General features: G+C 70.8%; 21 protein-coding genes and 1 tRNA gene. 14 read left to right on the forward strand and 8 right to left on the reverse strand.

Going from position 1 to position 25,393, the window contains the following annotated elements; translation table 11 throughout:
• The first annotated feature begins 2 nt into the window (after window positions 1-2).
• The 5 genes from mmsB (at window position 3) to NYZ98_RS05150 (ending at window position 6,109) form a co-directional block, all read left to right on the forward strand.
• Window positions 3-1,295: a multiple monosaccharide ABC transporter permease gene (mmsB, locus tag NYZ98_RS05130; protein WP_262841303.1), complete on the forward strand. Its 1,293-nt coding sequence runs from the start codon at window positions 3-5 to the stop codon at window positions 1,293-1,295.
• Window positions 1,296-1,357: 62 nt separating this feature from the next.
• Window positions 1,358-2,467, forward strand: coding sequence for a substrate-binding domain-containing protein (locus tag NYZ98_RS05135; RefSeq protein ID WP_262841304.1), 1,110 nt, complete (start codon window positions 1,358-1,360; stop codon window positions 2,465-2,467).
• A 160-nt stretch (window positions 2,468-2,627) separates the two neighbouring features.
• The gene (locus NYZ98_RS05140) at window positions 2,628-4,451 is read left to right on the forward strand and encodes an ABC transporter ATP-binding protein (protein ID WP_262841305.1); all 1,824 of its coding nucleotides are present in this window, start codon (window positions 2,628-2,630) and stop codon (window positions 4,449-4,451) included.
• A gap of 107 nt (window positions 4,452-4,558) precedes the next feature.
• Window positions 4,559-5,068, forward strand: coding sequence for a hypothetical protein (locus tag NYZ98_RS05145; RefSeq protein ID WP_262841306.1), 510 nt, complete (start codon window positions 4,559-4,561; stop codon window positions 5,066-5,068).
• A 69-nt stretch (window positions 5,069-5,137) separates the two neighbouring features.
• Window positions 5,138-6,109, forward strand: coding sequence for an aldo/keto reductase (locus NYZ98_RS05150; protein WP_262841307.1), 972 nt, complete (start codon window positions 5,138-5,140; stop codon window positions 6,107-6,109).
• Window positions 6,110-6,185: 76 nt separating this feature from the next.
• Here NYZ98_RS05150 and NYZ98_RS05155 read toward each other — a convergent pair whose 3' ends face one another.
• Window positions 6,186-9,962 (reverse strand): nSTAND1 domain-containing NTPase, encoded by a 3,777-nt coding sequence (locus tag NYZ98_RS05155; protein ID WP_262841308.1) that lies wholly within the window; start codon window positions 9,960-9,962, stop codon window positions 6,186-6,188.
• A 142-nt stretch (window positions 9,963-10,104) separates the two neighbouring features.
• Here NYZ98_RS05155 and NYZ98_RS05160 point away from each other — a divergent pair, with 142 nt between their 5' ends.
• From NYZ98_RS05160 to NYZ98_RS05175, 4 genes are all read left to right on the forward strand, one after another.
• Complete coding sequence (locus NYZ98_RS05160; RefSeq protein WP_262841309.1) at window positions 10,105-10,566, forward strand: hypothetical protein; 462 nt, start codon at window positions 10,105-10,107, stop codon at window positions 10,564-10,566.
• A gap of 3 nt (window positions 10,567-10,569) precedes the next feature.
• A complete protein-coding gene (locus tag NYZ98_RS05165) occupies window positions 10,570-11,931 on the forward strand; it encodes a NucA/NucB deoxyribonuclease domain-containing protein (protein WP_262841310.1) in 1,362 nt (453 codons plus the stop codon).
• A 58-nt stretch (window positions 11,932-11,989) separates the two neighbouring features.
• Window positions 11,990-12,388 carry a hypothetical protein gene (locus NYZ98_RS05170; RefSeq protein WP_262841311.1) on the forward strand — a complete coding sequence of 133 codons (399 nt, stop codon included), beginning with the start codon at window positions 11,990-11,992 and terminating at the stop codon, window positions 12,386-12,388.
• 325 nt (window positions 12,389-12,713) lie between these two features.
• Window positions 12,714-14,396, forward strand: a complete 1,683-nt coding sequence (locus tag NYZ98_RS05175) for a PQQ-dependent sugar dehydrogenase (protein ID WP_262841312.1) — start codon at window positions 12,714-12,716, stop codon at window positions 14,394-14,396.
• Window positions 14,397-14,499: 103 nt separating this feature from the next.
• Here NYZ98_RS05175 and NYZ98_RS05180 read toward each other — a convergent pair whose 3' ends face one another.
• Window positions 14,500-15,990, reverse strand: a complete 1,491-nt coding sequence (locus NYZ98_RS05180) for an aldehyde dehydrogenase family protein (protein ID WP_262841313.1) — start codon at window positions 15,988-15,990, stop codon at window positions 14,500-14,502.
• A gap of 240 nt (window positions 15,991-16,230) precedes the next feature.
• On the reverse strand, window positions 16,231-16,983 hold the full coding sequence (locus NYZ98_RS05185; RefSeq protein ID WP_262841314.1) for an SDR family oxidoreductase: 753 nt from the start codon (window positions 16,981-16,983) through the stop codon (window positions 16,231-16,233).
• Between the two features lie 163 nt (window positions 16,984-17,146).
• Between NYZ98_RS05185 and NYZ98_RS05190 the strand changes: the two genes are divergently transcribed.
• From NYZ98_RS05190 to NYZ98_RS05200, 3 genes are all read left to right on the forward strand, one after another.
• Entirely contained in the window at window positions 17,147-17,758 is a 612-nt protein-coding gene (locus tag NYZ98_RS05190) for a TetR/AcrR family transcriptional regulator (protein WP_262841315.1), read from the forward strand.
• 104 nt (window positions 17,759-17,862) lie between these two features.
• Window positions 17,863-18,834 carry a YihY/virulence factor BrkB family protein gene (locus tag NYZ98_RS05195; protein ID WP_262841316.1) on the forward strand — a complete coding sequence of 324 codons (972 nt, stop codon included), beginning with the start codon at window positions 17,863-17,865 and terminating at the stop codon, window positions 18,832-18,834.
• Between the two features lie 232 nt (window positions 18,835-19,066).
• Window positions 19,067-20,575, forward strand: a complete 1,509-nt coding sequence (locus tag NYZ98_RS05200; RefSeq protein WP_262841317.1) for a DUF853 domain-containing protein — start codon at window positions 19,067-19,069, stop codon at window positions 20,573-20,575.
• 72 nt (window positions 20,576-20,647) lie between these two features.
• Here the strand turns inward: NYZ98_RS05200 and NYZ98_RS05205 are convergent, their stop codons facing one another.
• From NYZ98_RS05205 to NYZ98_RS05215, 3 genes are all read right to left on the reverse strand, one after another.
• Window positions 20,648-21,181 (reverse strand): DUF1707 SHOCT-like domain-containing protein, encoded by a 534-nt coding sequence (locus NYZ98_RS05205; RefSeq protein WP_262841318.1) that lies wholly within the window; start codon window positions 21,179-21,181, stop codon window positions 20,648-20,650.
• A gap of 137 nt (window positions 21,182-21,318) precedes the next feature.
• Window positions 21,319-21,978, reverse strand: a complete 660-nt coding sequence (lexA, locus tag NYZ98_RS05210) for a transcriptional repressor LexA (protein ID WP_262841319.1) — start codon at window positions 21,976-21,978, stop codon at window positions 21,319-21,321.
• A gap of 229 nt (window positions 21,979-22,207) precedes the next feature.
• Window positions 22,208-22,711 (reverse strand): calcium-binding protein, encoded by a 504-nt coding sequence (locus NYZ98_RS05215; RefSeq protein ID WP_262841320.1) that lies wholly within the window; start codon window positions 22,709-22,711, stop codon window positions 22,208-22,210.
• A 146-nt stretch (window positions 22,712-22,857) separates the two neighbouring features.
• Between NYZ98_RS05215 and NYZ98_RS05220 the strand changes: the two genes are divergently transcribed.
• Entirely contained in the window at window positions 22,858-23,793 is a 936-nt protein-coding gene (locus NYZ98_RS05220) for an isopenicillin N synthase family dioxygenase (protein WP_262841321.1), read from the forward strand.
• A 168-nt stretch (window positions 23,794-23,961) separates the two neighbouring features.
• Here the strand turns inward: NYZ98_RS05220 and NYZ98_RS05225 are convergent, their stop codons facing one another.
• Window positions 23,962-24,309, reverse strand: coding sequence for a DUF7710 domain-containing protein (locus NYZ98_RS05225; RefSeq protein ID WP_262841322.1), 348 nt, complete (start codon window positions 24,307-24,309; stop codon window positions 23,962-23,964).
• A gap of 108 nt (window positions 24,310-24,417) precedes the next feature.
• Here NYZ98_RS05225 and NYZ98_RS05230 point away from each other — a divergent pair, with 108 nt between their 5' ends.
• On the forward strand, window positions 24,418-25,023 hold the full coding sequence (locus tag NYZ98_RS05230; RefSeq protein ID WP_262841323.1) for a DUF3885 domain-containing protein: 606 nt from the start codon (window positions 24,418-24,420) through the stop codon (window positions 25,021-25,023).
• A 193-nt stretch (window positions 25,024-25,216) separates the two neighbouring features.
• Here NYZ98_RS05230 and NYZ98_RS05235 read toward each other — a convergent pair.
• Window positions 25,217-25,293 (reverse strand) — tRNA-Pro (locus NYZ98_RS05235).
• Between the last annotated feature and the right edge of the window lie 100 nt (window positions 25,294-25,393).

Genomic DNA, 25,393 nt, shown 5'->3' on the forward strand with positions numbered 1-25,393 from the left:
GCATGAAAGCACTTCAGAAGTCCCTGTTCGGAGGAACGACCTCCAACGCCCGGCAGTTCGGGATGATCTTCACGCTGGTGGCGATCGTCCTGCTCTTCCAGATCCTGACCGACGGCCTGACGCTGAACTCCGGCAACCTCGTCTCGCTGGTGAGCCAGTACTCCTACATCCTGATCCTGGCGATCGGGATGCTGATGGTCATCGTCGCCGGGCACATCGACCTGTCGGTGGGCTCGATCGCCGCGTTCGTCGGCATCGTGGTCGCCAAGGTCATGCAGGACTACTCGATACCGTGGTTCCCTGCCATCCTGATCGGGCTGGCGGCCGGCGCCGTCATCGGCGCCTGGCAGGGCTTCTGGGTGGCCTACGTCGGAGTGCCCGCGTTCATCGTCACCCTGGCCGGCATGATGCTGTTCCGGGGCGGCAACCAGTTCATCGGCAACGCCGACACCGTCCCCGTGCCCGAGGGGTTCCGCGTCATCGGCGCCGGATTCCTGCCGGAGGTCGGCCCGAACACCGGGTACAACAACCTCACGCTGCTGCTCGGCCTGGTGCTGTGCGTGGCCGTCGTGGTCCGCGAGTGGCGGGCGCGGCGCACCCGGCGCGAGATGGGCGCCGACGTCACCCCGATGTGGATCTCGGCGATCCGGGTCGGCGTCCCGATCCTCGTCGTGGTGTTCGCGACCCTGCGGTTCGCCGGCGGCCGGGTCGGCACCAGCTTCCCCATCTCCGGGATCATCCTCGGCGTCCTTGTGGTGATCTACGGGTTCGTCACCCGCAACACCGCGGGCGGCCGGCACATCTACGCGGTCGGTGGCAACGCCCGCGCCGCCGAGCTGTCCGGCGTCAAGCTCAAGCGGGTCAACTTCCTGGTGATGATGAACATGTCGGTCCTGGCGGCCCTGGCCGGCATGATCTTCGTCGCCCGTTCCGCCGCCTCCGGGCCGCAGGACGGCATCGGCTGGGAGCTGGACGCGATCGCCGCCGTCTTCATCGGCGGCGCGGCCGTCTCCGGCGGCCTCGGCACGATCAGCGGATCCATCGTCGGCGGCCTGGTCATGGCCGTGCTGAACAACGGCCTGCAGCTGATGGGCGTCGGGTCCGACCGGGTGCAGATCATCAAGGGCCTGGTCCTGCTGCTGGCCGTCGCGCTCGACGTCTACAACAAGAAGCAGGGGCGCTTCTCGGTCATCGAGTCGCTGACACGACCGTTCCGCCGGGACACACCTCCGGCGGATCCCGCCTCACCCGTGGCGGCGGGCCAGGAACAAGGCAAGAGTCCGGTGGCCGGTTGACGGCCACCGTTCGACGGACGGCAAGCCTCCGCCCCCGTCCTACTTCTACGAAGGGCATTGAAATGCGCAATATCCTCGCCAGGGGCGTGGCGGCCGGTGCCGTCGCGCTGCTGGCACTCACCGCCTGCTCCACGCGTTCGGACGACACCTCCGCGGGCGCCAGCGGCTCGGCCGCCCCCGCGAAGGGCTTCGCCGCCGACTCGCTGATCGGCGTCGCGCTGCCGGCGAAGACGTCGCAGAACTGGGTCCTGGCCGGTGACCTGTTCACCAACGGCCTGAAGGAGGCCGGCTTCAAGTCCGACGTCCAGTACGCGGGCTCCTCCACCACCGTCGCCGACCAGCAGGCGCAGATCTCGGCCATGGTCACCAAGGGCGCCAAGGTCATCGTCGTCGGCGCGACCGACGCCGCGCAGCTCAGCACCCAGGTGGAGGCCGCCAAGGCGGCCGGCGCGACCGTCATCGCCTACGACCGGCTCATCAAGAACACCCAGGGCGTCGACTACTACGTCGCCTACGACAACTTCAAGGTCGGCGAGCTCCAGGGCCAGGCCCTGCTCGACGGCATGAAGGCCAAGAAGGACAAGGGCCCGTACAACATCGAGCTGTTCTCCGGCTCCTCGGACGACAACAACTCGGCGGTCTTCTTCGACGGCGCGATGAGCGTGCTCAAGCCGCAGATCGACTCCGGTGACGTGAAGGTCGGCTCCGGCCAGACCGCCATCAAGCAGACCGCCACCGACGGCTGGAAGGCGGAGAACGCCCAGCGCCGGATGGACTCGCTGATCACCTCCACCTACACCAGCAAGACGCTGGACGGGGTGCTCTCCCCCAACGACACTCTGGCCCGCGCCATCATCACCTCGGTCAAGGGCGCCGGCAAGCCGATCCCCGTGGTGACCGGACAGGACTCCGAGCCGGAGTCGGTCAAGTCCATCGTGGCCGGCGAGCAGTACTCGACGATCAACAAGGACACGCGCAACCTGGTCAAGCAGACCATCCAGATGGTCAAGGACCTGCAGGCCGGCAAGACCCCTGAGGTCAACGACACCAAGTCGTACGACAACGGGGTGAAGGTCGTCCCGTCGTTCCTGCTGCCGCCGCTGATCGTGACCAAGGCGAACGTCGTCGAGGCCTACGCCAACGACCCCGACCTGGCCCCGCTCACGAAGTAGCGAACCAGGTCAGGCAGGCGAGCGGGTCCCCGGGAGCACCACACCGGGGGCCCGCTCTCGTTCGCCCGCGGTGGCCCGGGCCGCCGAAAATCGTTCGCCCCCCGCCCCCGCCCTGCGCCACCATGGCCGTAGGCGCAGGGATTCGGAGGGGCGGATGGCCATGCTGGGATCACGTGGCTCCTTCGAGGACCCGCCGTCCGCCCGGAGATCGGCCGTCCTGCTGGCGCTGCGCCACTACGGCAGGGAGCTGCTGCGCCAGTGGCCGGTCGCCCTGCCCGCGCTGTTCCTCCCCGCCGCGGGCAACACCTGCCTGTTCTACCTGGCGCCGCTGGCGGTGGGCGGGATCGTGGGCCGGCTGTCCGCCGGCGAGGACGCCACCCTCGCCGTGCTCCTGCCGTACGTGCTCGCCTTCGGCGGGCTGCTGCTCGCGGGCGAGATCCTGTGGCGGGTGGCCCTGCACTTCGTGAACCGCGCGGAGGCCCGGGGCATGGAGCGGCTCGGCGTGACGGGCATGGACGAGCTGCTGGCCAAGGACGCCGCGTTCTTCCACGACAACTTCGCCGGCGCGCTGACCAAGCGGGTGCTGAGCTTCTCCGGCGGGTTCGAGGGCTTCATGGACACGCTCACGTTCTCGATCGTGGCCAAGGTGGTGCCGCTGGGGTTCGCCTCGGTGGTGCTGTGGCGGTACCACCCGCTGCTGGTCGTCGTCCTGGTGGGCCTCATCATGGTCACCGGTGTCCTGGTCGCCCCGCTCATCCGCCGCCGCCAGCGGCTGGTGGACCTGCGTGAAGCCGCCAAGGTACGGGTGTCGGGGCACGTCGCCGACGTGCTGTCCAACATGGACACGGTCCGCGCGTTCGCGGCCGAGGACCGCGAGGCCCTGGAGCACCGCTCCCGGCTCGCCGAGCAGCGCAGGCTGACGGTCCGTTCCTGGGACTACGGCAATCTGCGGGTGGACACCGTCGTCGCCCCGCTGTCGATCATCACCAGCACCGCCGGCCTGCTCCTCGCCGTCGCCCTGCGCGGCGGCCTGGGCGTGGAGGCGATCGTGGTGACCTTCAGCTACTACACGACCTCGATCGGCATCATGTTCGACTTCAACCAGATCTACCGCCGCATGGAGAGCGTGCTCACCGAGTCCGCCCAGTTCACCGAGCTCCTGCTCACCCCGCCCGGCGTGACCGACCCCGACGAGCCGCAGCCGCTGCGCCCGGCCGACGCCGGGGTCCGGTTCGAGCGGGTGAGGTTCGCGCACGCCGGCAACCCGCTCCTGTTCGACGGCCTTGACCTGCGCATCGCCACCGGCACCAAGATCGGGCTGGTCGGCCGGTCCGGCGGCGGCAAGACCACCCTCACCCGGCTGCTGCTGCGTCTCATGGACATCGACGGCGGCCGGATCCTGATCGGCGGCCAGGACATCGCCCTGCTCCGCCAGGCCGACCTGCGCAGCCTGATCGCCTACGTCCCGCAGGAACCCGCCATGTTCCACCGGTCGCTGCGCGACAACATCGCCTTCGCCCGGCCGGGTGCCACCGACGCCGAGATCCGCCGGGCCGCGCGGGCGGCGCACGTCACCGAGTTCGCCGAGGCCCTGCCGGACGGCTTCGACACGCTGGTCGGTGAGCGCGGCGTGAAGCTCTCCGGTGGCCAGCGGCAGCGTGTCGCCCTGGCCCGCGCCATCGTGCGCGACGCGCCGATCCTGTTGCTGGACGAGGCCACGAGCGCGCTGGACTCCGAGAGCGAGATCCTCGTGCAGGAGGCGCTGTGGGCCCTGATGCGCGACCGCACCGCACTGGTGGTCGCGCACCGGCTGAGCACCGTCGTCCGCATGGACCGCCTGATCGTGCTCGACCAGGGCCGCATCGTGGAGCAGGGCGACCACCGCGAACTGCTCCAGGCCGAGGGGCCGTACGCCCGCCTGTGGCACCACCAGTCCGGCGGTTTCCTCGCCGAGGAGGACGCCTCGGACGCCGTCCACCGCTGACGCGCGCGCCGCGAGAATCCGCAAAGAGGTGTCAAGGTCCCTGCAAGCGATCCCGCCTACAACTGAATGGAGACGGAAGAGCCCACCATCCACGGGGACTGAGGACCATGAAGAGCTCACCGCGCCACACCGGACTGAAGATCGCCTCCGCCGCCGGGCTGCTGTCCCTGGCCATCGTGGGCGCGGCCCCGGCCGCCGGTGCCACGTCGGCCACCGCGTCCCGGTACATCTCCGGCACTCTCGTGATCGAGACCAACGACTACGAGCCTGGCTTCTGGGCCGACGACGAGCACTGCAAGACGACGATCCGGCTGTCGCGCCTCGTCACGGACGCGAGGGCCGTCAGCTACCGCCCCTCCGCCAAGTGCGGCGGTGAGATCCGCACCGAGGTCTTCGCCACCCACAAGATCGCGTACGGTGGGAACATCCTCACCACCGGGCGCGTCGACTTCTACGAAGGCGCCAGCTCCAACACCAACGAGCTGTCCCACAGCGTCGCCTACCAGTTCTACCTGTGGGCCGGCGAGTCGACCACGCGGTCGATCAAGGTCTGGAACCTCAGGGAAGGCGAGCGACGCGACTGGGCGCTCGTCACCTACCACGTCACCAACGCCTGACGGCCCGGCGGCGCACGGCCGGGGGGCTCAGCCGCTACGACCTCTGTCCGCAGTGAAACGGAGAACGATATGAAGCACGTCAGGTTGGGCGACCTGGAGGTCGGCCGGATCGGACTCGGCACGATGGGCATGAGCTTCGCCTACACCGGCGCCGGCAGCGACGACGCCGAGTCGATCCGCACCATCCACCGGGCCCTCGACCTGGGCGTCACGCTCATCGACACCGCCGAGGTGTACGGCCCGTACACCAACGAGGAGCTCGTCGGGCGCGCCCTGAAGGACCGCCGCGACCAGGTCGTGCTCGCCACCAAGTTCGGCATGATCTCCCACACCGGCCGGAGGGGGCTCGACAGCGGCCCCGGCAACGTGCGCACCGCCGTCGAGGGGTCGCTGCGCCGCCTGGGCACCGGCCACATCGACCTGTACTACCAGCACCGCGTCGACCCCGGCACCCCCATCGAGGACACCGTCGGCGCCCTCGCCGAGCTCGTCGCCGAAGGCAAGATCCGGTACATCGGGCTGTCGGAGGCCGGGCCGGCCACCATCCGCCGCGCGCACGCCGTCCACCCGATCACCGCGCTCCAGACCGAGTACTCCCTGTGGACGCGCGACCCCGAGCCCGAGACGCTGCCGCTCCTGCGCGAGCTCGGCATCGGCCTCGTCGCCTACTCGCCGCTCGGACGCGGCTTCCTCACCGGCACCATCAGCTCCACCGAGCAGTTCGGCGACGACGACTTCCGCAAGGACAACCCCCGCTTCACCGGCGAGAACTTCGAGCGCAACCTCCGCAGCGCGGCCGAGGTCGAGGCCGTCGCCGCCGAGGCGGGCGCGACGCCCGCCCAGGTCGCCCTCGCGTGGCTGCTCACCCGGGGCGGGGACGTCGTCCCGATCCCCGGGACCAAGCGCGTCTCCCGCCTGGAGGAGAACACCGCCGCCGACACGATCGAGCTCACCCCTGAGCAGGTCGCCAAGCTCGACGGCCTCACCCCCGCCGCCGGCCACCACCACAACGAGGCCCAGACCCGCCTGATCGGCCTCTGAACGACACCGGCCCGGGACGGACGGCCGGGACGGAGGCCGGGCCCGGGGAGGACGGCCGGGACGGGTGGCGTACCGGTCACGGGCACGGCGGCCGGTACGCCAAGCCGGGGAAGTACTGGTCCCACTCGGCCGTGGTGATCGCCGGGTGGGTGATCCGGCAGAGCCGGGTGGCGAGCCGCGCCGGGTCGGTCTCCCACAGCAGCACCGTGCGGTCGTAGCCGCCGGTCGCCAGCGTGTGCCCGTCCGGGCTGAACGCGACCGAGGACACGCGGTCGGTGTGCGCCTCCAGCGAGGACCGCTCCCGGGGACGGCGGACGTCGGCGAGGTCCCATAATCGCGTGACGCGGTCGCTGCCCGCGGTGGCGAGGGTGCGGCCGTCCGGGCTGAAGGCGACCATGCTGACGTTGTCGGTGTGGCGGGCGAGCGTGGTCAGCGGCGCGGCGCGCCGGGGGTCGGCGACGTCCCACAGCCGGGCGGTGTCGTCGTACCCGGCGGTGGCCAGCGTGCGCCCGTCCGGGCTGAACGCCAGGGCGTTGATGCCGTCGGTGTGACCGGTCAGCGTGGCGAGCGGCGCGGGCCGCCGGAGATCGGTGACGTCCCACAGGCGCGCGGTGCGGTTCCAGCCGGCGGTGGCCACCGTGCGCCCGTCCGGGCTGAAGGCGACCGCGTTCACCCCCTCGGTGTCGCCGGTGAAAAAGGACAGGTCACGCGGCCGGCCGGGTCCGGACACGTCGGTGAGGCGCACGGTGTGGTCGAGGCTGGCGGAGGCCAGGACGCGCCCGTCGGGGCTGAACGCCACGGCGTTCACGTTCTCCTTGTGCCCGGTGAGGGTGGCCCTCGGGGCGGGGCGGCCGGCGTCGGTGACGTCCCACAGCCGTGCGGTGCCGTCGTTGCTCGCGGTCGCGAGGGTGCGGCCGTCGGGGCTGAACGCCGTGCCCCAGATCTCGTCCTCGTGGCCGGTCAGGACGGAGCGCAGGCGGGGGTGGACGGGGTCGGTGACCTCCCACAGCCGGGCGGCGTGGTCCTCGCCGACGGTCGCCAGGGTGCGGCCGTCGGGGTTGAACGCGATCCAGTAGACGGCGGCGCTGGGGACGGTGAGCGCCGGCCCCGGCAGGTCCCACAGGCGGGCGGTGTAGTCGTCGCTGGCCGTCGCCAGCGTGTGCCCATCGGGGGTGAAGGCGACCGAGACGGCGTTGCCGGTGTGGCCGGTGAGCGTCGTCACGAGCCTCGGGTGCCGGGGGTCGCCGACGTCGGTCAGGCGGATGGTGTCGTCCAGGCTGGCGGTGGCCAGGAGCCGCCCGTCGGGGCTGAACGCCACCGACCTGGCGACGTCCCGATGGCCCCTGATCACGATGCTGGTGCCGGCGGCGACGTCCCACAGCCGGGCGGTGCCGTCGTTGCTCGCGGTGGCGAGCAGGCGCCCGTCCGGGCTGAACGCGACCCAGGCGACGGCGTCGGTGTGCCCGGTGAGCATGCGCGGCCGCCCCGGGTGCCCAGGATCGGTGACGTCCCACAGCCCGGCGGCGTGGTCGAAGGAGGCGCTCGCCAGCGTGCGCCCGTCGGGGCTGAACGCCACCCCCACCACGCCCGCCGTGTGGCCGGCGAGCGTCGCGCGCAGGCGGTGGCCGGCGACGTCCCACAGGCGGACCGTCGTGTCGGTGCTCGCGCTGGCGAGCGTGCGCCCGTCCGGGCTGAAGGCGACGGCGTTCACGTCGTCGGCGTGGCCCAGCGCGGCCAGGTGCCGGGGGCGGCGGGGATCGGTGGTGTCCCACAGCCGGGCCGTGTGGTCCCAGCCCGCCGTGGCGAGCAGGCGCCCGTCGGGGCTGAACGCGGCGGCGTTGACGTTCTCGCGGTGGCCGGTGAGCACGGCCAGCGGCTGCGGGCGGTGGGGGTCGGCGATCCGCCACAGCCGGGTGGTGGCGTCGCGACCGGCGGTGGCGAGCAGGCGCCCGTCGGGGCTCACGGCGACCGCGTTGACGCGGTCGGTGTGGCCGGTCACCCGGGTGGCGTAGGGGGTGGCGAAGGTGCTGAGCAGGACGCTGCGCGCCTCGTCGGTGGGCGAGAGCCGGTAGGCGGCCAGCGCGAGCTGCGCCGACAGGGCGGGGTTGGCCGCGCGCAGTTCGACGGCGTCCCCTGCGACCTTCTGCGACAGCGCGATGTCGCGCTGCCCGGCGGCCATCCGCCCGTTGGCCACCGCGTAGACGGTGGCCGAGCCGGCGACGACGAGCAGGACGGCCAGCAGCGCGACCAGTTCCCGCAGGCGGCGCGCGCGGCGGCGGGCCGCGTCCTGGTCCCTGGCCTCGGCGGCGACGCCGGCCGCGAGGAACTCCCGCTCCCGCGCGGAAAGGACGGGATCCTTGGCGGCGGCCCAGTCCCGGGCGACGGCCAGGCGGGTGCCACGGTAGAGGGCGCCGTCGTCGCGGCTCTCGGCTTCCCACGCCCCCGCCGCCTCGGTGATCTGGCGGTGCAGGCGCAGCCCTTCCCGGTCCTCGGCCAGCCAGCCGCGGAGCCGGGGCCAGGACCGGATCAGCGCCTCGTGGGCGATCTCCACGTTGTCGCCGTTGCGGGTGACCAGGCGGGCCCTGGTCAGCTCGTCGAGCACCCCGTCGTCGTCGGTTCCGGTCAGCTCGTCACCGGCGACGCGGCGTTTGGTGTCCTCGGTGCCCTCGCCCAGGGCGGTGAGCCGCAGGAAGATCTGCCGGGCCACGGCCTGCTGGTCCTCGCTCAGCGCGGTGTACACCGCCTCGGAGGTCTGCGCGATGGCGTGGTCGATCCCGCCGGTGGACTCGTACCCGGCCAGGGTGAGGGTGTTGCCCCGGCGCCGCCGCCAGGTCTCCAGCAGGGCGTGCGAGATCAGCGGCAGCACCCCGGGCTGCCCGGTGGCGTCGGCGATGAGCCGCGACACCAGCGCGCCCTCCACCCGGTAGTCCATCTCGGCGGCCGGCCGGGTGATGGCCTGGCGCAGTTCCTCGGCCGTCATGGGCCCGACCAGGATCTGGGCCCGCTGCAGGACGTCGGCCAGGTCGGGGTGGCGCGCGCAGTGGGTGTAGAAGTCGGTGCGCACGCCGAGGACCACGCGGGTGCGGCTGCCGGGCTCCCTGGCCGCGCTCACCAGCGCGTCGATGAACCGGGCCTGCTCGGCGGGTCCGGGGCAGAGCGTGAACACCTCCTCGAACTGGTCGACGATCAGGACGAGGTCGCCGTCCCTGCCCTCCTTGGCGAGGAGCTGGCGGACGGCCAGCCCGAGGTTGCGGGGATCCTCGGTGAGTTCGGCGAGCAGCCCGCCGGGGGTGACGCCGAGACGGGCCGCGAGTTGTACCGCGCATTCCTGGAGGGGATGGGCTCCCGGGGTGAGCAGTATCGCCGGGCGCGGCCGCACAAGGGGAAGCAGACCGGCCCGCAGCAGTGACGACTTCCCCGATCCTGAGGCGCCGAGCACCGCGAGGAAACGGTGTTCGGACAGGCTGGACCTGATCTTCTCCACCAGGCGTTCACGGCCGAAGAAGCGGTGGGCGTCCTGCGGCTCGAAAGAGGAGAGGCCGACATAGGGCGGGCTTTCTCCCGGTGTTTCGCCGCCGCCCGGCGGATTCATTTCCGCGGCCAGTGCGATCCACCGCTCCTGCCATTCCGCCGAATCCACTCCGCAGGCCCGTACGAAGGCCAAAGTGACCGCCATGCTGGGCAGTTTCCGGCCTCCCGCCGCCTCGGACAGGGTGCCCGCGGAGTAATGCGCGCGTTTCGCGAGTTCGCGGTACGAAGGGCCGCCGGCCTTTTCCCGTAATCGTCGCAGGTCGGCTGCGAACCGTAACAACGCGTCGTCGCCGACGTCCAGTGGCCGTTCTCGGCGAGGCATCGCCACCCCCGTTGAGATCCCCTGAGCCGGGCTTCATTGTTCAGCAGTTGTTGTTCGGTGTCCACCGCGTGATACCGAACAATCCGCCGGCCTTATACCTGCACTCATGACAGTGAGCGAACACCAGAAGAAAAGGAGAGTCATGGTCGCGGCAAGACGCCTCGCCGGCGTGGCCGTGGCCACGATGGCCGCCACCACCGTGCTCACCGCGCCCCCAGCCCAGGCCGCCGCGCCTGACGGATGCTGGGGCACCGGGCCGACCGTCACCGACACGCTGGGGCAGCGGTGGCCGACCCGTTTCTGCAACAACTACCGGGCGGGGGACGTCCACAATTACGTCGAGGGCCGCTGGCAGCCGATAGGCAGGCTCTACGCGGGGGACAACTGGTTCGTCTGCCAGGCGCACGGACCGGAGAACCCTCCGGTCGGCGCGGCGCTCAACGACATCTGGCTCTACACCGAGGCCGACGAGGTCTGGGCGGCCGGCGGGTGGGGCGGGTTCCCCGCCACCCACGTGTCCGGCGGCGTCAACTACGGCCCCGTTCCCGGCCTCGGCTGGTGCCCCTGGGAAGAGGACGTCACCCCGGCCAGGTCGGGGGGCTGAGCCATGTCACCGCGCTCCCGCCTGACGCTGGCGATGCTGATCCCGCTCGTGCTGTGCGCCGGCGCGCTCACGCCCGCCGCCGCGCAGACCCCCACCCCCGGCCCGGCGACCGCGAAGACGCAACCGTCGTCACCGGAGCAGGCCCGCGACCGCGCCCTGCGCCAGGCCGTCGCGCTCGGCGACCATTCCTACTACGACGCGGACAAGGTCACCGACGACGGCCGGTCACGGCAGGGCGTGAGCCGGCTGGCCACCGCCGCGGCGTTCCCGGCGGCGCCGCCGCAGCCGGACACCGGCGACTGCCTGGCCAAGCCGGAGGCCGCACGGAAGGAGGGCTGGACCTACAACCGGCTGATGTGGTGCCAGACGGTCGGCTACCGGGCCAACTACACCAAGCGCAACCCCCAGACGGGGGCCGAGGTCTACATGGGCAGCGTCGAGGTGTTCTGGGAGATGGTGGCGCTGGGCAGCAACACCGATCGGGCCATCCGGGTGTTCTGGCGTCCGGTGGCCGGGTCGGTCGCCTACATCGCGTGGACCACTCCCCCGCCCACCGGGCAGCCCTTCGCCGTGCACGCCGAATGCGCCCAGGCCGCGCCGTACTGCTCCGGCACCTCGCCTGCGGCCAGTAAGACCTGGGCCGCCTGGAACACCACCACCGCGTGGTCGTCGTGGGACCTGCGGTCCCCCGCGCAGTCCGGCGACTCCAGCCGGGAGAAGATCACCGTTCCCGACTGGCACCTGGTCACCGACGCCACGTCACTCGAATATCCCCTCAACCCGCCGGGCAAGACCCTCGACCTGCCGTTCCGCTGCGACTCCGCGGACTACTTCTCGCGGTTCGGCCAGGCGTTCGACAAGGCGTGCGTGTTCACCGTCGTGATCCCGCACCTGCAGTACAACATCTCCAGCAAGAAGCACGGAGCCGTCGCCCAGCACATCCAGGACGCCCAGCTGAGCCCCGACACCAGCTACCCCGTGGAGTCGCACCGCAAGGTGATCCCCGGACGCTGGGAGCCCGACCCCGACCCCGAGTTCGGGTCGCTGCACCGGGTGGCGGGCACCAGCGTCATCGCCGCGGCGAACACGACCTGGAAGAACTACGCCTGCAACCGCAACGGCCCCTACAACGCGACGACCGGGCTACCGCCCAAGACCCCGCAGGAGGCGGCCGAGGGATGGCAGTGCGACGAATACCCCTTCCGCTCGACCGCCGAAGGCGCGAGCAGCGGGACCTGGGACTTCTCGGTCCGGTGGGTCCCGGCCTCGCAGAACGCCTCGGCCGGCGGGTCGCTGATCGCCTTCTTCTTCGACGACCGCATCCTGCACGTCAACGACCCGTTCTGGGTGAAGATCAACCCCTGATCCGCGCCCGCGTGGACGGCTCCTCCCGAAATCCATCCCCCTTCGAAGGGTGAAATCCATGTCCATGAACATTGCCCGCAAGGTGGCCCATGTCGGCGCGGCGGCGGCGCTGGTATCGCTGGCGGCGGTGACGACGGCCTCGCCGGCCGCCGCCGACCTGGGCCCGCCGCCCGGCTGCCAGCGCGGCTACTTCTGCACCTCCGGCGGGCCCGACAGCCCGACGAGCTGGTCCACGGCGGTCAACTGGTCCGGCCGTACCATCGGCATCTTCCTGTTCAACAACGGCTTCAGGTCCCCCGGCGTCGACCACGTGGACGTCACGTACTACCGGGCCCAGGACGGTTCCGGCCCCTACACCAGGTGCATTCACTACTATCCCGGTCCCGGCCAGTACTACGTGTACACCCCCAACGACCCTGTCGAGATCGTCCGGGTCCGCTGGCGCGGAGAGTGCTGACCGGCCTGGCGTAGCATCGCGGCCGTAGCGCCCGCACGGCCCACCGCACCATCGCGGCCCGTAGCGTCATCGCGGCCGTGGCGCCAGGGACGATAGGACGGGCCCGGGAGAATCCATCTCCCGGGCCCTTTCCCGCGCCGGGCCTCCCGTGCGACGACCACCGAGCGGCCCGGTCCGCAACTTTCGCCCGACCGCTGAAAGTTTCAGCCGCGCGACCTTCTTCTCCCAGCATGGTCAGGGCGGACCGGCCACGGTGTTTGAGGTCCGGCGGCCCGCGTGCCTACGGTGCTGACATCCGCACAGTGATCCGGTCAAGGAGTCCATCATGCGTGCCCGCCTAGTCCCGGCCCTGATCCTGGCTCTGCTCGCCCTGGTCGTCACCGCTCCCGAGGCCCGCGCCCAGGTGCTGGGCGGCTTCGACTTCTCCCGGGCAGAGGTCTCCGTCACGGGCCTCCAGGTGCCCTGGGGGCTGGCCTTCCTGCCGGACGGCAGCGCGCTGGTGGCCGAACGCAACACCGGACGCATCATGCAGGTGCGGCCGGGCCAGACGCCCACGGCGGTCGCCACCATCAACGGGGTGAGCGCCTCAGGCGAGAGCGGCCTGCTCGGCATCGCCGTGTCGCCCACCTTCGCCCAGGACAACTGGCTGTACGCGTACTTCACCAGCACCACCGGGGACAACCGCCTGGTCAGGCTGCTGCTGAACCAGCCACAGACGCAATCGGTGCTCTTCTCCGGGGTCCCGAGCAACACCTTCCACGACGGCGGGCGCATCGCCTTCGGGCCGGACGGCATGCTCTACGTGGCGACCGGCGACGCCGGCAACTCCGCCAACGCGCAGAACCTCAACAGCCCCGCCGGGAAGATCCTGCGCATGTCGCCCACCGGCGCCGTGCCCTCCGACAACCCGATCGCGGGCTCCCGCGTATGGACCTACGGCCACCGCAACGTCCAGGGCCTGACCTGGGACCCCCAGGGCCGGATGTACGCCGCCGAACTGGGGCAGAACACCTGGGACGAGGTCAACCAGATCGTCGCGGGCTCCAACTACGGCTGGCCGACGTGCGAGGGCACGTGCAGTAACTCCTCCTTCCGCAACCCGATCGTCACCTGGACGACCGCCGAGGCCTCGCCGAGCGGGCTGGCCTGGGCGAACAACACGCTGTTCGTCGCCGCGCTGCGCGGCCAGCGGCTGTGGGCCGTACCGCTGACCAGTACGCCCAGCCTCCCGTCGGCCGAGTTCGTCTCCACCTACGGCCGGCTCCGCACGGTCGCGGTCGGCCCCGACGGCTGGCTCTGGGTGACGACCAGCAACCGGGACGGCCGCGGCACCCCGGTCGCGCAGGACGACCGCATCGTCCGCGTCCCGCCGGCCACCACCAGCGGCGACACCACCCCGCCCTCCGCGCCCTCCGGCCTGGCCGCCTCCGGGACGACCGCCACCGGCACCACCCTGACCTGGACCGCCGCCACCGACAACGTGGGCGTGGCCGGGTACGATGTCCTGCGCGCGCCGGGCGCGTCCGGTGGCACCTTCACCCTGGTGGGGACCTCGGCCACCACCTCGTTCGCCGACACCGGGCTCACCGCGAGCACCACCTACCGCTACCAGGTCCGGGCCCGCGACGCGGCGAACAACATCTCGTCGGTGTCGAACACCGCGACCGTCACCACCACCACGGGCGGCGGGGGCACCGGCGGATGCTCGGTGGCGGCGACCGTCCAGACGCAGTGGGGGAACGGGTACGTCGTCCAGCCGGTCACCGTCACCAACACCGGCACCTCGGCGATCAACGGCTGGACGGTGACGTTCACGCTGCCGAGCGGCCACACCGTCACCGGCTCGTGGAACGCCACGCTGACCGTCAGCGGGCAGACCGTCACCGCGAAAAGCGCCGGGCACAACGGCGCGCTCGGCGCCGGCCAGAGCACCACCTTCGGCTTCCAGGCGAGCCGCCCGAACGGCACCACCCAGACCCCGTCCGGCTACCAGTGCACGAGCCCGTGAGCCTCTGAAAGGAGCGGGCGCGACCGGCGGGGGCCGGTCGCGCCCGCCCGGTTGCCGGGGCCGGTTCTCACTCCATGCTCCGGGAGGCTTCGCGTGTCCTGATCTACAACTGGGCGCAGACCGCCTTCACCTCGGTGTAGGCCTCCAGCGCCTCGTGGCCCATCTCCCGGCCCCAGCCCGACTGCTTGTACCCGCCGAAGGGCAGCCCCGCGTCGAAGACGTTGTAGCAGTTGATCCAGACGGTGCCCGCGCGGATCTTGCGGGCCAGCAGGTGGGCCTTGGAGATGTCCCTGGTCCAGATGCCGGCGCCGAGACCGAAGGAGGTGTCGTTGGCCTGGCGGGCGATCTCGTCCAGGTCGGAGAACGGGGACGCCACCACGACCGGGCCGAAGATCTCCTCGCGGACCACCTTCATGTCCGGACTGGCATCGGTGAGCACGGTGGGCTGGACGAAGTACCCGCGCTCGCCGTGCCGTTCGCCACCGGCCACCATGCGCGCGCCCTCGCTACGGCCCGAGTCCAGGTAGCCGGTCACCCGGCGGAGCTGCTCGTCGGAGACCAGCGGCCCCATCTGGGTGTCGGCGTCCAGCCCTCGGCCGAGCCTGATGCCGCGGGCGATGCCGGCCACGCCCTCGACCACCTCGTCGAAGCGGCTCTGGTGGACGAACAGCCGGGACCCGGCCACGCAGCACTGGCCGTGGTTGAAGAAGATCGCGTTCGCCGCTCCGGGGATGGCCAGCTCGGGGTCGGCGTCCTCGAAGACGATGTTGGGGCTCTTGCCGCCCAGCTCCAGGGTGACCTTCTTCAGGTTGCCCGCCGCGGCGTGCACGATCAGCTTGCCGACCTCGGTGGATCCGGTGAAAGCGATCTTGTCCACGCCATCGTGCGCGGCCAGCGCCGCCCCGGCGGTCTCGCCGTACCCGGGCAGGACGTTGACCACGCCGTCGGGCACCCCGGCCTCGGCGATCAGCTCGGCCAGCCGCAGCGCCGACAGCGGGGTCTGCTCGGCGGGCTTGAGTATCACCACGTTGCCGGTCGCCAGCGCGGGCCCGAGCTTCCAGGCGGCCATCAGCAGCGGGAAGTTCCAGGGGATGATCTGGCCGACCACGCCGATCGGCTCACGCAAGGTGTAGGCGTGGAAACCGGCGTCGGGCATGTAGGGGACCGACAGCGCGATCGTGTTGCCCTCGATCTTGGTGGCCCAGCCCGCCATGTAGCGGAACAGGTCCGCCGCCAGCGGGACGTCGGCGGCGCGCGCGACGGCCAGCGGCTTGCCGTTGTCCAGAGACTCCAGTTGCGCCAGTTCCTCGGCGTGCTCGTCGATCAGGTCGCCGATCCGCCAGATGATCCGGCCCCGCTGGGCGGCGGACATCCGGGACCACGGGCCCTCCTCGAAGGCCCGGCGCGCGGCGCGCACCGCCCGGTCGACGTCCTCGGCGTCCGCCTCGGCGATGTGGGCCAGCGTCTCGCCGGTCGCCGGGTCGGGGGTCGCGAAGGTCTTTCCCGAGGCGGCGTCCACCCACCGCCCATCGATGAACAGCTGCCGGGGGGTCGCGATGAAGCCCTCGACGCTCTTTTCCAAGGTCACCGTCATCGGCGTCGGTTTCCCTTCCGTTCCGGTGGGCGCCCGGCCGGCGGCCTGGCCACAGGGGACCGGCCGGTGCAGTAATCACACTGAGACTACTCCCGGAGTGAGAGAAGGCAAGGGACCCGGCTGGGGCGGATCAGGCTCCGGCTGAGGGGTGGGATCCGGGACCTGGCGAGGCGGATCAGGTTACGGCCGGGGGGTGGGATCCGGGTTACGGCCGGGGGTGGGATCCGGGTTTCCGCCGGGTCAGATCTGGTTGAGGCCGCCGTCGACGTAGAGTTCGGCTCCGATGACGAAGGTGCTCTGGTCGCCGGCGAGGAAGAGGACGACGTTGGCCGCCTCGTCGGGGCGGCCCATCCGGCCCAGGGGCACCTGACCGGCGAGGAAGCTCTTCAGCGCGGCCGCCTGCTCCTCGTCGGGGGCCAGGCCGGTCATCGCGGGGGTGTCGATCGGACCGGGGGTGACGGCGTTGACCCGGATCCCGCGTGCCTTGAGCTCGTTGGCCCACGTGCGGGCGAAGGAGCGGACGGCGGCCTTGGAGGCCGCGTAGACGCCGAACGCCTCCGCGCCGGACGTGGCGGCGGTCGAGCCGGTCACGATGACCGAGGCTCCGTCGTTGAGCAGGGGCAGCGCCTTCTGCACGGTGAACAGCAGACCACGGACGTTGATGCCGAACGTCTGGTCGAAGTGGTCCTCGGTGACCTGCTCCAGCGTGGCGAGCTCGCCGCCGCCGGCGTTGGCGAACAGCACGTCGATCCCCCGGCCCTGGTCGCGCACCGTCTCGTACAGCCGGTCGAGGTCCGCCGGCACCGACACGTCACCCTGGACGCCGATCGCACCGGCGCCGATGGTCTCCACGGCGGCGTCCAGCTCGGGCTTGCGCCGCCCGGTGACGAACACGTGCGCGCCTTCCGACGCCAGGCGGACCGCGGTCGCCAGGCCGATGCCGGTCGTGCCGCCGGTGACGACGGCGGCGGTCTTTCCTTCGAGCTGTCCCATGAGAACTCCTCATTCCCTTCGGCGGAACCCGGCCGGGGCGGAATCAGGCCGATCTCCCGGCCGAACCGGTGAAACTTCAGTACCGATCGGTACCGAAAAAGACGCTAGCACAACCCTGCCCCCTTACGTACCGATCGGTACCGATATAGGTATACTGGCGGCCATGGGCAGCGAGCAGAAACCGGCGATGGGCCGGCCGAGGGGCTTCGACGCCGACCAGGCGCTCGACCGCGCGCTGTCGGTGTTCTGGGAGCAGGGCTACGAGGGCGCCACGCTGACCGACCTGACCAGCGCCATGGGCATCACGCGCACCAGCATGTACGCGGCCTACGGCAACAAGGAGGAGCTCTTCCGCAAGGCGCTCGACCGCTACACGCGGGGCCCTGCGGGATACGTGGCCAGGGCGCTGGAGGAACCGACGACGCGCGCGGTGGCCGAGGCCCTCCTGCGCGGGGCGATCGACGCGACGACCTGCCCGGACCGTCCGGCGGGGTGCCTGGGCGTGCAGGGCGCGCTCGCCGCCGGCGAACCGGCGCGCGGCGCCCGTGACGCGCTGATCGCCTGGCGCCACGACGGCGAGGAGACCGTCCGCGAGCGCTTCGAGCGGGCCAGGGACACCGGTGACCTGCCCCCGGACGCCGACCCGGCCGACCTCGCCCGGTACCTCACCACCTTCGTCTACGGCATCGCCGTCCAGGCGGCGAGCGGCGTCCCCCGCGCGGACCTCGAACGCATCGCCGGCAAGGTACTGCTGAACTGGCCTCCGGGCTGCTGAACCGGCTTCCCGGTCCTGAACCGGCCTCCGGGCTGCTGAACCGGCCTCCGGCGCCGCCCGGCCGACGCGCGTGTGCCTCACGGGTCAGCGGGTAGCGGGCGCCCATGAGCGAGCGCGGTGTCCCGGCCGCGGAGGCCAACGCCCCCGACCGGCTGACCGACCTGTCCAGAAGGTCCTGGTGGCAGGTGCTCAAGCGCACCGTCAGGGAGTTCCAGGACGACAAGATCACCGACTGGGCCGCCGCGCTGACCTACTACGCGGTCCTGTCCATCTTCCCTGCGCTGCTGGCGGTCGTGTCGCTGCTGGGGCTGTTCGGCCGGTCGGCGACCAAGGCCATCTCCGACAACCTCGGCGCGATCGCGCCCGGGCCCGCCAGGCAGATCATCGACCAGGTACTGCAGGCGCTGCAGAGCAGTCAGCGCGCGGCCGGGATCGCGACGGCCATCGGCCTCGCGGTGGCCCTGTGGTCGGCGTCGGGATACGTGGCGGCGTTCATGCGGGCCTCCAACATCATGTACGAGATGCCCGAGGGACGGCCGATCTGGAAGACGCTGCCGCTCCGGCTGGCGATCACCGTCGCGCTGGTGGTCATGATGGCCGCGGGAGCGGTCGCGGTGGTGTTCACCGGCGGCCTCGCCGAGCAGGCCGGGCGGCTGCTGGGCATCGGGGAGACCGGGCTGACGATCTGGACCATCGCCAAGTGGCCCGCGCTCGTGATCATCGTGATCATCGTGCTGGCGCTGCTGTACTGGTTCGCGCCCAACGTCGAGCACCCCGGCTTCCGCTGGATCACCCCCGGGAGCACGGTCGCCGTCATCGGCTGGATCATCGCGTCCGCTCTGTTCGGCTTCTACGTGGCCAACTTCGGCTCCTACAGCAAGACGTACGCGACCCTGGCCGGGGTGATCGTCTTCCTGATCTGGTTGTGGATCACCAACATCGCGGTGCTGCTCGGCGTGGAGTTCGACGCCGAGATCGCCCGGGGCCGCGCCATCGCCGCCGGGCGGCCCGCCTCACAGGAGCCCTACGTCGAGCCGCGCGACACCCGGAAGATGAGCCCGGACGAAAAGCCCTGAGCAGGCTGGGGGTCACTCGCGCGGGGGTGGCCGCGGCCGGGTCGGCGCCGTCAGGTGCGACGAACCCGCCCTCGGCCGGCAGGGCGACCTGCCGGTACGTGGTCACCTTTCCCACCTCGGGCATGCGGGGCCGGCGGGCCATGGAGCCGCCTCGCGGGACGATCAGTGGGGTGGGTGGAGGTGGGTACTTAACAGGGCGGGGGCTTTTCGGCGCGCGCTGGGCGGGGGGACGATGAAAGGGTACGACTTTCGGGGGGCGGCGCTGGAGCTCGGGGTGCTGGTGGGTGAGGACGGGGGCGCCGACGCCTCGGAGCGGATCCGGATCTCGCTGAGCATGCTGAACCGGCACGGGCTGGTGGCCGGGGCCACGGGGACGGGTAAGACCAAGACGCTCCAGGTCATGGCGGAGCAGCTCGCGGCGCAGGGGGTTCCGGTCTTCCTCGCCGACATCAAGGGCGACCTGTCGGGGTTGGCCTCGCCGGGCGTGGCGTCCGAGCGTGTCACCTCGCGGGCCGCCGAGGTGGGGCAGACGTGGCGGCCCGTGGCCTGTCCGGTGGAGTTCCTGTCCCTGGGTGGCCTGGGAGACGGCGTCCCGATCCGCGCCACCATGACCGCCTTCGGACCGACCCTGCTCGCCAAGGTCCTCGAACTCAACGAGACGCAGGAGTCGTCGCTCGGGCTGATCTTCTACTTCGCCGACAAGAACGGCATGCCGCTGCTGGACCTCAAGGACCTGATCGCGGTCATCCGGTACCTGACCGCGACCCCGGAGGCGCTGAGCGGGATCGGCGGGCTGTCGACGGCGACAGCGGGCGTCATCCTGCGCGCGTTGACCAACTTCGAGGCGCAGGGGGCCGAGGCGTTCTTCGGTGAGCCGGAGTTCGACGCGTGCGACCTGCTCCGGCTGACCGGGGACGGCCGCGGGGTGATCTCGGTGCTCGAGCTGCCCGCCGTCCAGGACCGGCCGCGGCTGTTCTCCACCTTCCTGATGTGGTTGCTCACCGACCTGTTCCATGTGCTCCCCGAGGTGGGCGATGTCGACAAGCCCAAGCTCGTGTTCTTTTTCGACGAGGCGCATCTGCTGTTCGACGGGGCGTCCAAGGCGTTCCTGCAGTCGATCGCCCAGACCGCGCGGCTGATCCGGTCCAAGGGTGTGGGCGTCTTCTTCGTCACCCAGACGCCGCAGGACGTCCCGGCCGATGTGCTGGCCCAGCTCGGCGCCCGTGTGCAGCACGCCCTGCGCGCGTTCACCCCGCAGGATGCCAAGGCGCTCAAGGCCACCGTGTCGACCTTCCCGACGTCCTCCTACGACCTGGAGCGGGTGCTCACCGGCCTCGGCACCGGCGAGGCCGTCGTCACCGTCCTGTCGGAGACGGGCGCGCCGACCCCCGTGGCGTGGACACGCATGCGCGCCCCTGAGACGCTCATGGCGCCGTCGAGGCCGGACGTGGTCCAGGGAGTCATCGCCGCCTCTCCCCTGCAGCGGAAGTACGGCACGGCGGTCGACCGCCAGTCGGCGTACGAGATCCTCTCGGCGAAGCTGGCCACGCAGCAGCCTGCCGACGCTCCCGAAGCCCCTGGCGGGCCGGCTCAGAAGGGCGAGAGCGAGCCGCGACAGACCGTGCTGGAGAACGTGCTGGAGTCGAAGGAGTTCCGCTCCCTGGCACGGTCGGCGGCCTCCACCCTCGGCCGGGAGATCACCAGGTCCATCTTCGGCACGGCCCGCCGCAGGCGCCGCTGACTCAGGGCGGGACGGCGGTTCGTCACGCGCCCGCGGGGACCACGGTCGGACCGCCGCTCAGAGCACCACAGGCTAACGTCGGCGGCGCCGTTCGATGATCTTCGCGTGCACGAGGGTTCCGGCGAGTTCGATGAGGAGCCGGGGGTCGGCGGCGGTGTCCTTGGAGTGGATCTTGACCTTGGAGTACGTGCGGGTGAGCCCGTCGGTGTCGATCGCGATGCCCGGCGGGCTGACGATGAACAGCTTGCAGTGCAGCAGCTCCGCCTCGATGCGCAGGACGCTCGCGGTGATCACCGCTTGGGTGAAGTCGAGGGTGACGCGGCACAGTTGCGTGCGGAGCTCGATGCGGGCGGGCACGCGCCACCGCCCCTCCTTCACGTACCTGCCGCCCCCCTGCTCGATCACGATCACGTCGTCGGCCGCGAACCCGAGATCGGCCGTGAGTCCGGCCAGCTCACCGAGCGTCCGGGCCCCCAGGGCACGCTCCAGCCGGATGTCGAGCTCCTCGGCGTCGAGCCGGCCGTCCCCGGCGGCGACGCGCAGCGCGTCCACGACACGGTCCCGATCCCCGTGCGATGCCCGCAGATCGGGCAGATCATCCGACATGGCAAGCACGCTAGCAAGGTAACCGCCGTCGCCGAACCCGGAGCACCTCACCAATCGAGGACCCCGGGCCGCGCGGGTGGGTCGCTCGTCGGTCGTGCGCGGGCCGGCGGAACGCTCGTGGATTCTCCTTCCGAGGGTCAGAGGCTGCGGAGGACCGAGACCACGATGCCCAGCACCACGGAGTCGTCACCGTCGATGATGTCGTAGGCGGGATTGCGCGGTTCGAGAAAGATGTGGCCGCCGCGCCGGCGGTACACCTTGACGGTGGCCTCGCCGTCGATCATCGCGGCGACGATCTGGCCTGAGTGCGCCTCGGGCTGCTGCCGTACCACGACGATGTCGCCGTCGCAGATCGCGGCGTCGATCATCGAATCGCCCCGCACACGCAGACCGAACAGGGTGCCGCGCCCGGTGAGGTCGCGGGGCAGGGTCAACCTGTCGTCCATGTGCTGGTCGGCCACGATGGGGGTGCCCGCGGCGATGTCTCCGACCACCGGCACGGTCACCGAGTCCCCGGCCGGTTCCGGCGCCGAGGCTCGCAGGAACGCACGCACGTCGATCGGGCGGGTCATCGCCGCGCCCCGGCGGAGGAACCCCTGCTCCTCCAGGCTCCTCATGTGCTTCGACACCGATGAGGACGACCGCAGCCCGACCGCGTCGCCGATCTGGCGGGTGCTCGGCGGGTATCCGTACCTGACCACCCAGTCCCGGATCGCGGCCAGGATCCGCTGCTGGCGCCGCGGCAGTGCCGAGAAGTCCAGGTACTCGAAGGCGTCAGGATCGTCGTAGGTGGTCACCCGGGAAATGGTAGAGGCCCGGACGCGAAAGGCCGGGGTCCCATCGGACGCCCGTACGCGAAAGGGCCGAGCGTCCCATCGGACGCCCGGACACGAAAGGGCCGAGCGTCCCATCGGACGCCCGGACACGAAAGGGCCGAGCGTCCCATCGGACGCCCGGACACGAAAGGGCCGGGCCTCCCATCGGACGCCCGGCCCGCCACCGGCCCCCTCCCGTCGGGCCGGTCGATCAGATCTCGCAGTTCTGCTCGGTCTCGCCGGTGCAGGTGTCGGTGTTGGCGCCGCCGTCGGTCGTGTCGTTGCCGCCACGGCCGTGCAGGAAGTCGTCGCCGGTGCCGCCGACGAGGACGTCGCGGCCGCTGCCGCCCCAGAGGGTGTCGTTGCCGGCCGAGCCGAAGATCTCGGTGAACCGGTTGACGGTGTCGTTGTTGACGATGTCGTCGCCCTGGCGCATGTTGACCATGATCGTGCTGGCGTTCACGCAGCTGACCCCGCCGGAGATCGGCTGGCAGTCGGTGTCGCTGGAGGTGACGCCCGCCCCGGTCACCTTGATGGCACCGCCGGCGCCCTCGGCCAGGGTGATCAGGTCGGATCCGTTCGTGCCGGTGACCGACAGGCCGCCGATGCTCACGCTCACGGTGATCGGTGAGGCCGCCTGGGCGGGAGCGGACAGGGCCGCCATGCCGGCGAAACCGGCGATGGTGAGGGCGAGGGCGGCGATGTGACGACGCATTTCATTCAATCCTTCGATTCGGTGGTCCCGGCCCCCGTCGGGCCGATGACCCAAGGAAAGCGCCTCACACCCCCTCCGGTCTGTGGCGAAGTGCGCGCCCGGTACCGGCCCAAATACCTACCGGACGGAGGCGGCACAATGCCTGTATGACGAGAGAACTGCCGGTCATCGACCTGTCGGGCCCCGACGTCCCCGCCCGGATCGAGGCCGCGTGCGTCGACAGCGGCTTCTTCTACGTCAGCGGCACCGGCGTCCCCGAGCGCCTGATCGGGGAGCTGGACGCGGCCGCGCGCCGCTTCTTCGCGCTGCCCGAGGAACGCAAACTCCAGATCGCGATGGCGCGCGGCGGCCGGGCCTGGCGCGGGTATTTCCCCGTCGGCGGCGAGCTCACCTCGGGCCGCCCCGACCTGAAGGAGGGCGTCTACTTCGGCGCCGAGGCCGAACCCGACGGGACCCCGCTCAAGGGCCGCAACCTGTTCCCCGACGCCGACGTCCCCGAGTTGCGCGCGGCCGTCCTGACCTACCTCGACGTCATGACCACGACGGCGCAGCGGGTGATGAGCGGCGTCGCGCTGAGCCTCGGCCTGCCCGCGGGCTACTTCGCCGACGGGTACACCAAAGACCCGACGATCCTGTTCCGGATCTTCCACTACCCGCCCGGCACGGGCGCCACCGAGGAGTGGGGCGTCGGCGAGCACACCGACTACGGCCTGCTGACCCTGCTGCTGCAGGACGACAACGCAGGCCTGCAGGTCCACACCCGCGACGGCTGGGTCAACGCCCCGCCGATCCCCGGCACGTTCGTGTGCAACATCGGCGACATGCTCGACAAGCTGACCGCCGGCCACTACCGCTCCACACCACACCGCGTCCGCAACGCCTCCGCCCGCGACCGCCTGTCGTTCCCGTTCTTCTTCGACCCCGGCTGGCACGACGAGGTCCCGCCCCTCCCCTCGATCCCCGGCCGCGAACACCGCCCCCGCTGGGACGGCCAGGACCTCAGAGCCTTCTCCGGCACCTACGGCGACTACCTGGTGGCCAAGGTCGCCAAGGTCTTCCCCGAGTTGGCCACTGAGATCTGAGCCGAGGCGTCTGTGCGGCCAAGCAGGCCGGACCCGCGGCGTAACTCAGCGGGCTCGAGCCTCGATCAGATCATGGACTTGCCGGACCACGGGATCGTGCAGGCGAGTGGAGAAGAATAACCACCGCGTCCGGGGTGATCACCATGCTCGCTGGATCCCTCGCTCTGATCAGGTGACAGAGACCTCGTCGAGCAGTTCTTTCGCGAGCACTACCGGCTGCTGGTCGATCAACCCCTCAGTCGGCAGCGCCGTTCTCGTAGTGCTCGTGCTCTTGGTGTGCGGTGGTGAACCGGCCGATGAAGTCAACGGTCGAGTGCTCCGGTCTGCTCGGGCGGAAGTGTCCGTTTCAACGGCCCACTCGTAGACCGGAACGTCGAGCGGGTACTTGGTGAGCATCCCCGTCAGCCGACGAGCGCCGATCCACTCCTCCGCCCGATCTCGGGAACTGAAGATGGCCGAAGGCCAACGCCCGCCCTCGCCCACGAACGCCCACACCGGCCGCGGATCGTCGTCCATCACCCAAAACCTTCCAGCCATACAACATCCGAACGCACCCGTAGTACCTGACGGTCGCCCCGCCGATCAAACCGTTTGGCCACCCACCAGGCCACCGGATAGAACGGCATGGTGATCCCCGACGATGCCCTCGATCCGCAAGCACTTAGCCGACTCTGGGAGCGGCAGTGGCCCGGGTGCCCGCCGGTCGCCCACTGGCTTCGCGGTCACTACCCGGACCGCTGGATCAGGTTTCACAGCCTTCCGGAGTCGAAGCGCTACCCGGACGATGAGGCGGAATACGCCATCGTGCTCAACCGCCACCACACCGTGCTGTCCGAACTCGATCCGGGCTCAGACCTCCTGGTCATCACAACCGAGTGGACGAACACTCCGGCGCTCACCCCTCAGCGGTGGCCGAGACGATCAGAAGTCGCGCCGAGGGCACAGCACTGGCAGACCCTCATCGAAGAGCCCGGCGATGATCCCGAATTTCGTACCTATACGCAGCTCTACGCCGAGACGCGACGATGGGGACCCGGCGTCATCGACGCCGTACTTCGAGCGGTCGCGAACGACGAGATCAGCAACGTGCTCCTGAGCCCTGTGGATCTCCGCTGGCTTTATCACCCCTACGACGGCGGCGCCGACGTGGTCCTGCCCACGCCGACCGAACGTGACGCCCTCAAAAACCGGCACCGCGCCTGGCTGTCCACACACCCATTGGGTCTCTGAGGGACGTGGGAACCGCGGACAACCAGCGCCGTCCACGCTTGACCACCAGCCAAGGATCCGGGTAGCTCCGAAGGAGTTGAGTGAGGAGGCTGCCACCCGCGTGACATCCTGAGCGCACTTGACTCCGACTGGCTCCCGAAGATCGGAAAAGGGGTTCCGGAGAAACTCCGAAACCCCTGCGACCAGCTAAAGCTGGTCGGGACGACAGGATTTGAACCTGCGACCCCTTGACCCCCAGTCAAGTGCGCTACCAAGCTGCGCTACGTCCCGTTGCTCACCTAGGCGAGCGAGAACAACCTTAGCGCAGATCGAGGGGTCGTGCGTACGCGTATCTCGGGGGCGGTGGGGCTTCCTGGGGCGGGGAGGCCGG

It is taken from the genome of Sphaerisporangium corydalis (assembly GCF_025506355.1).
Lineage (GTDB): Bacteria > Actinomycetota > Actinomycetes > Streptosporangiales > Streptosporangiaceae > Sphaerisporangium > Sphaerisporangium corydalis.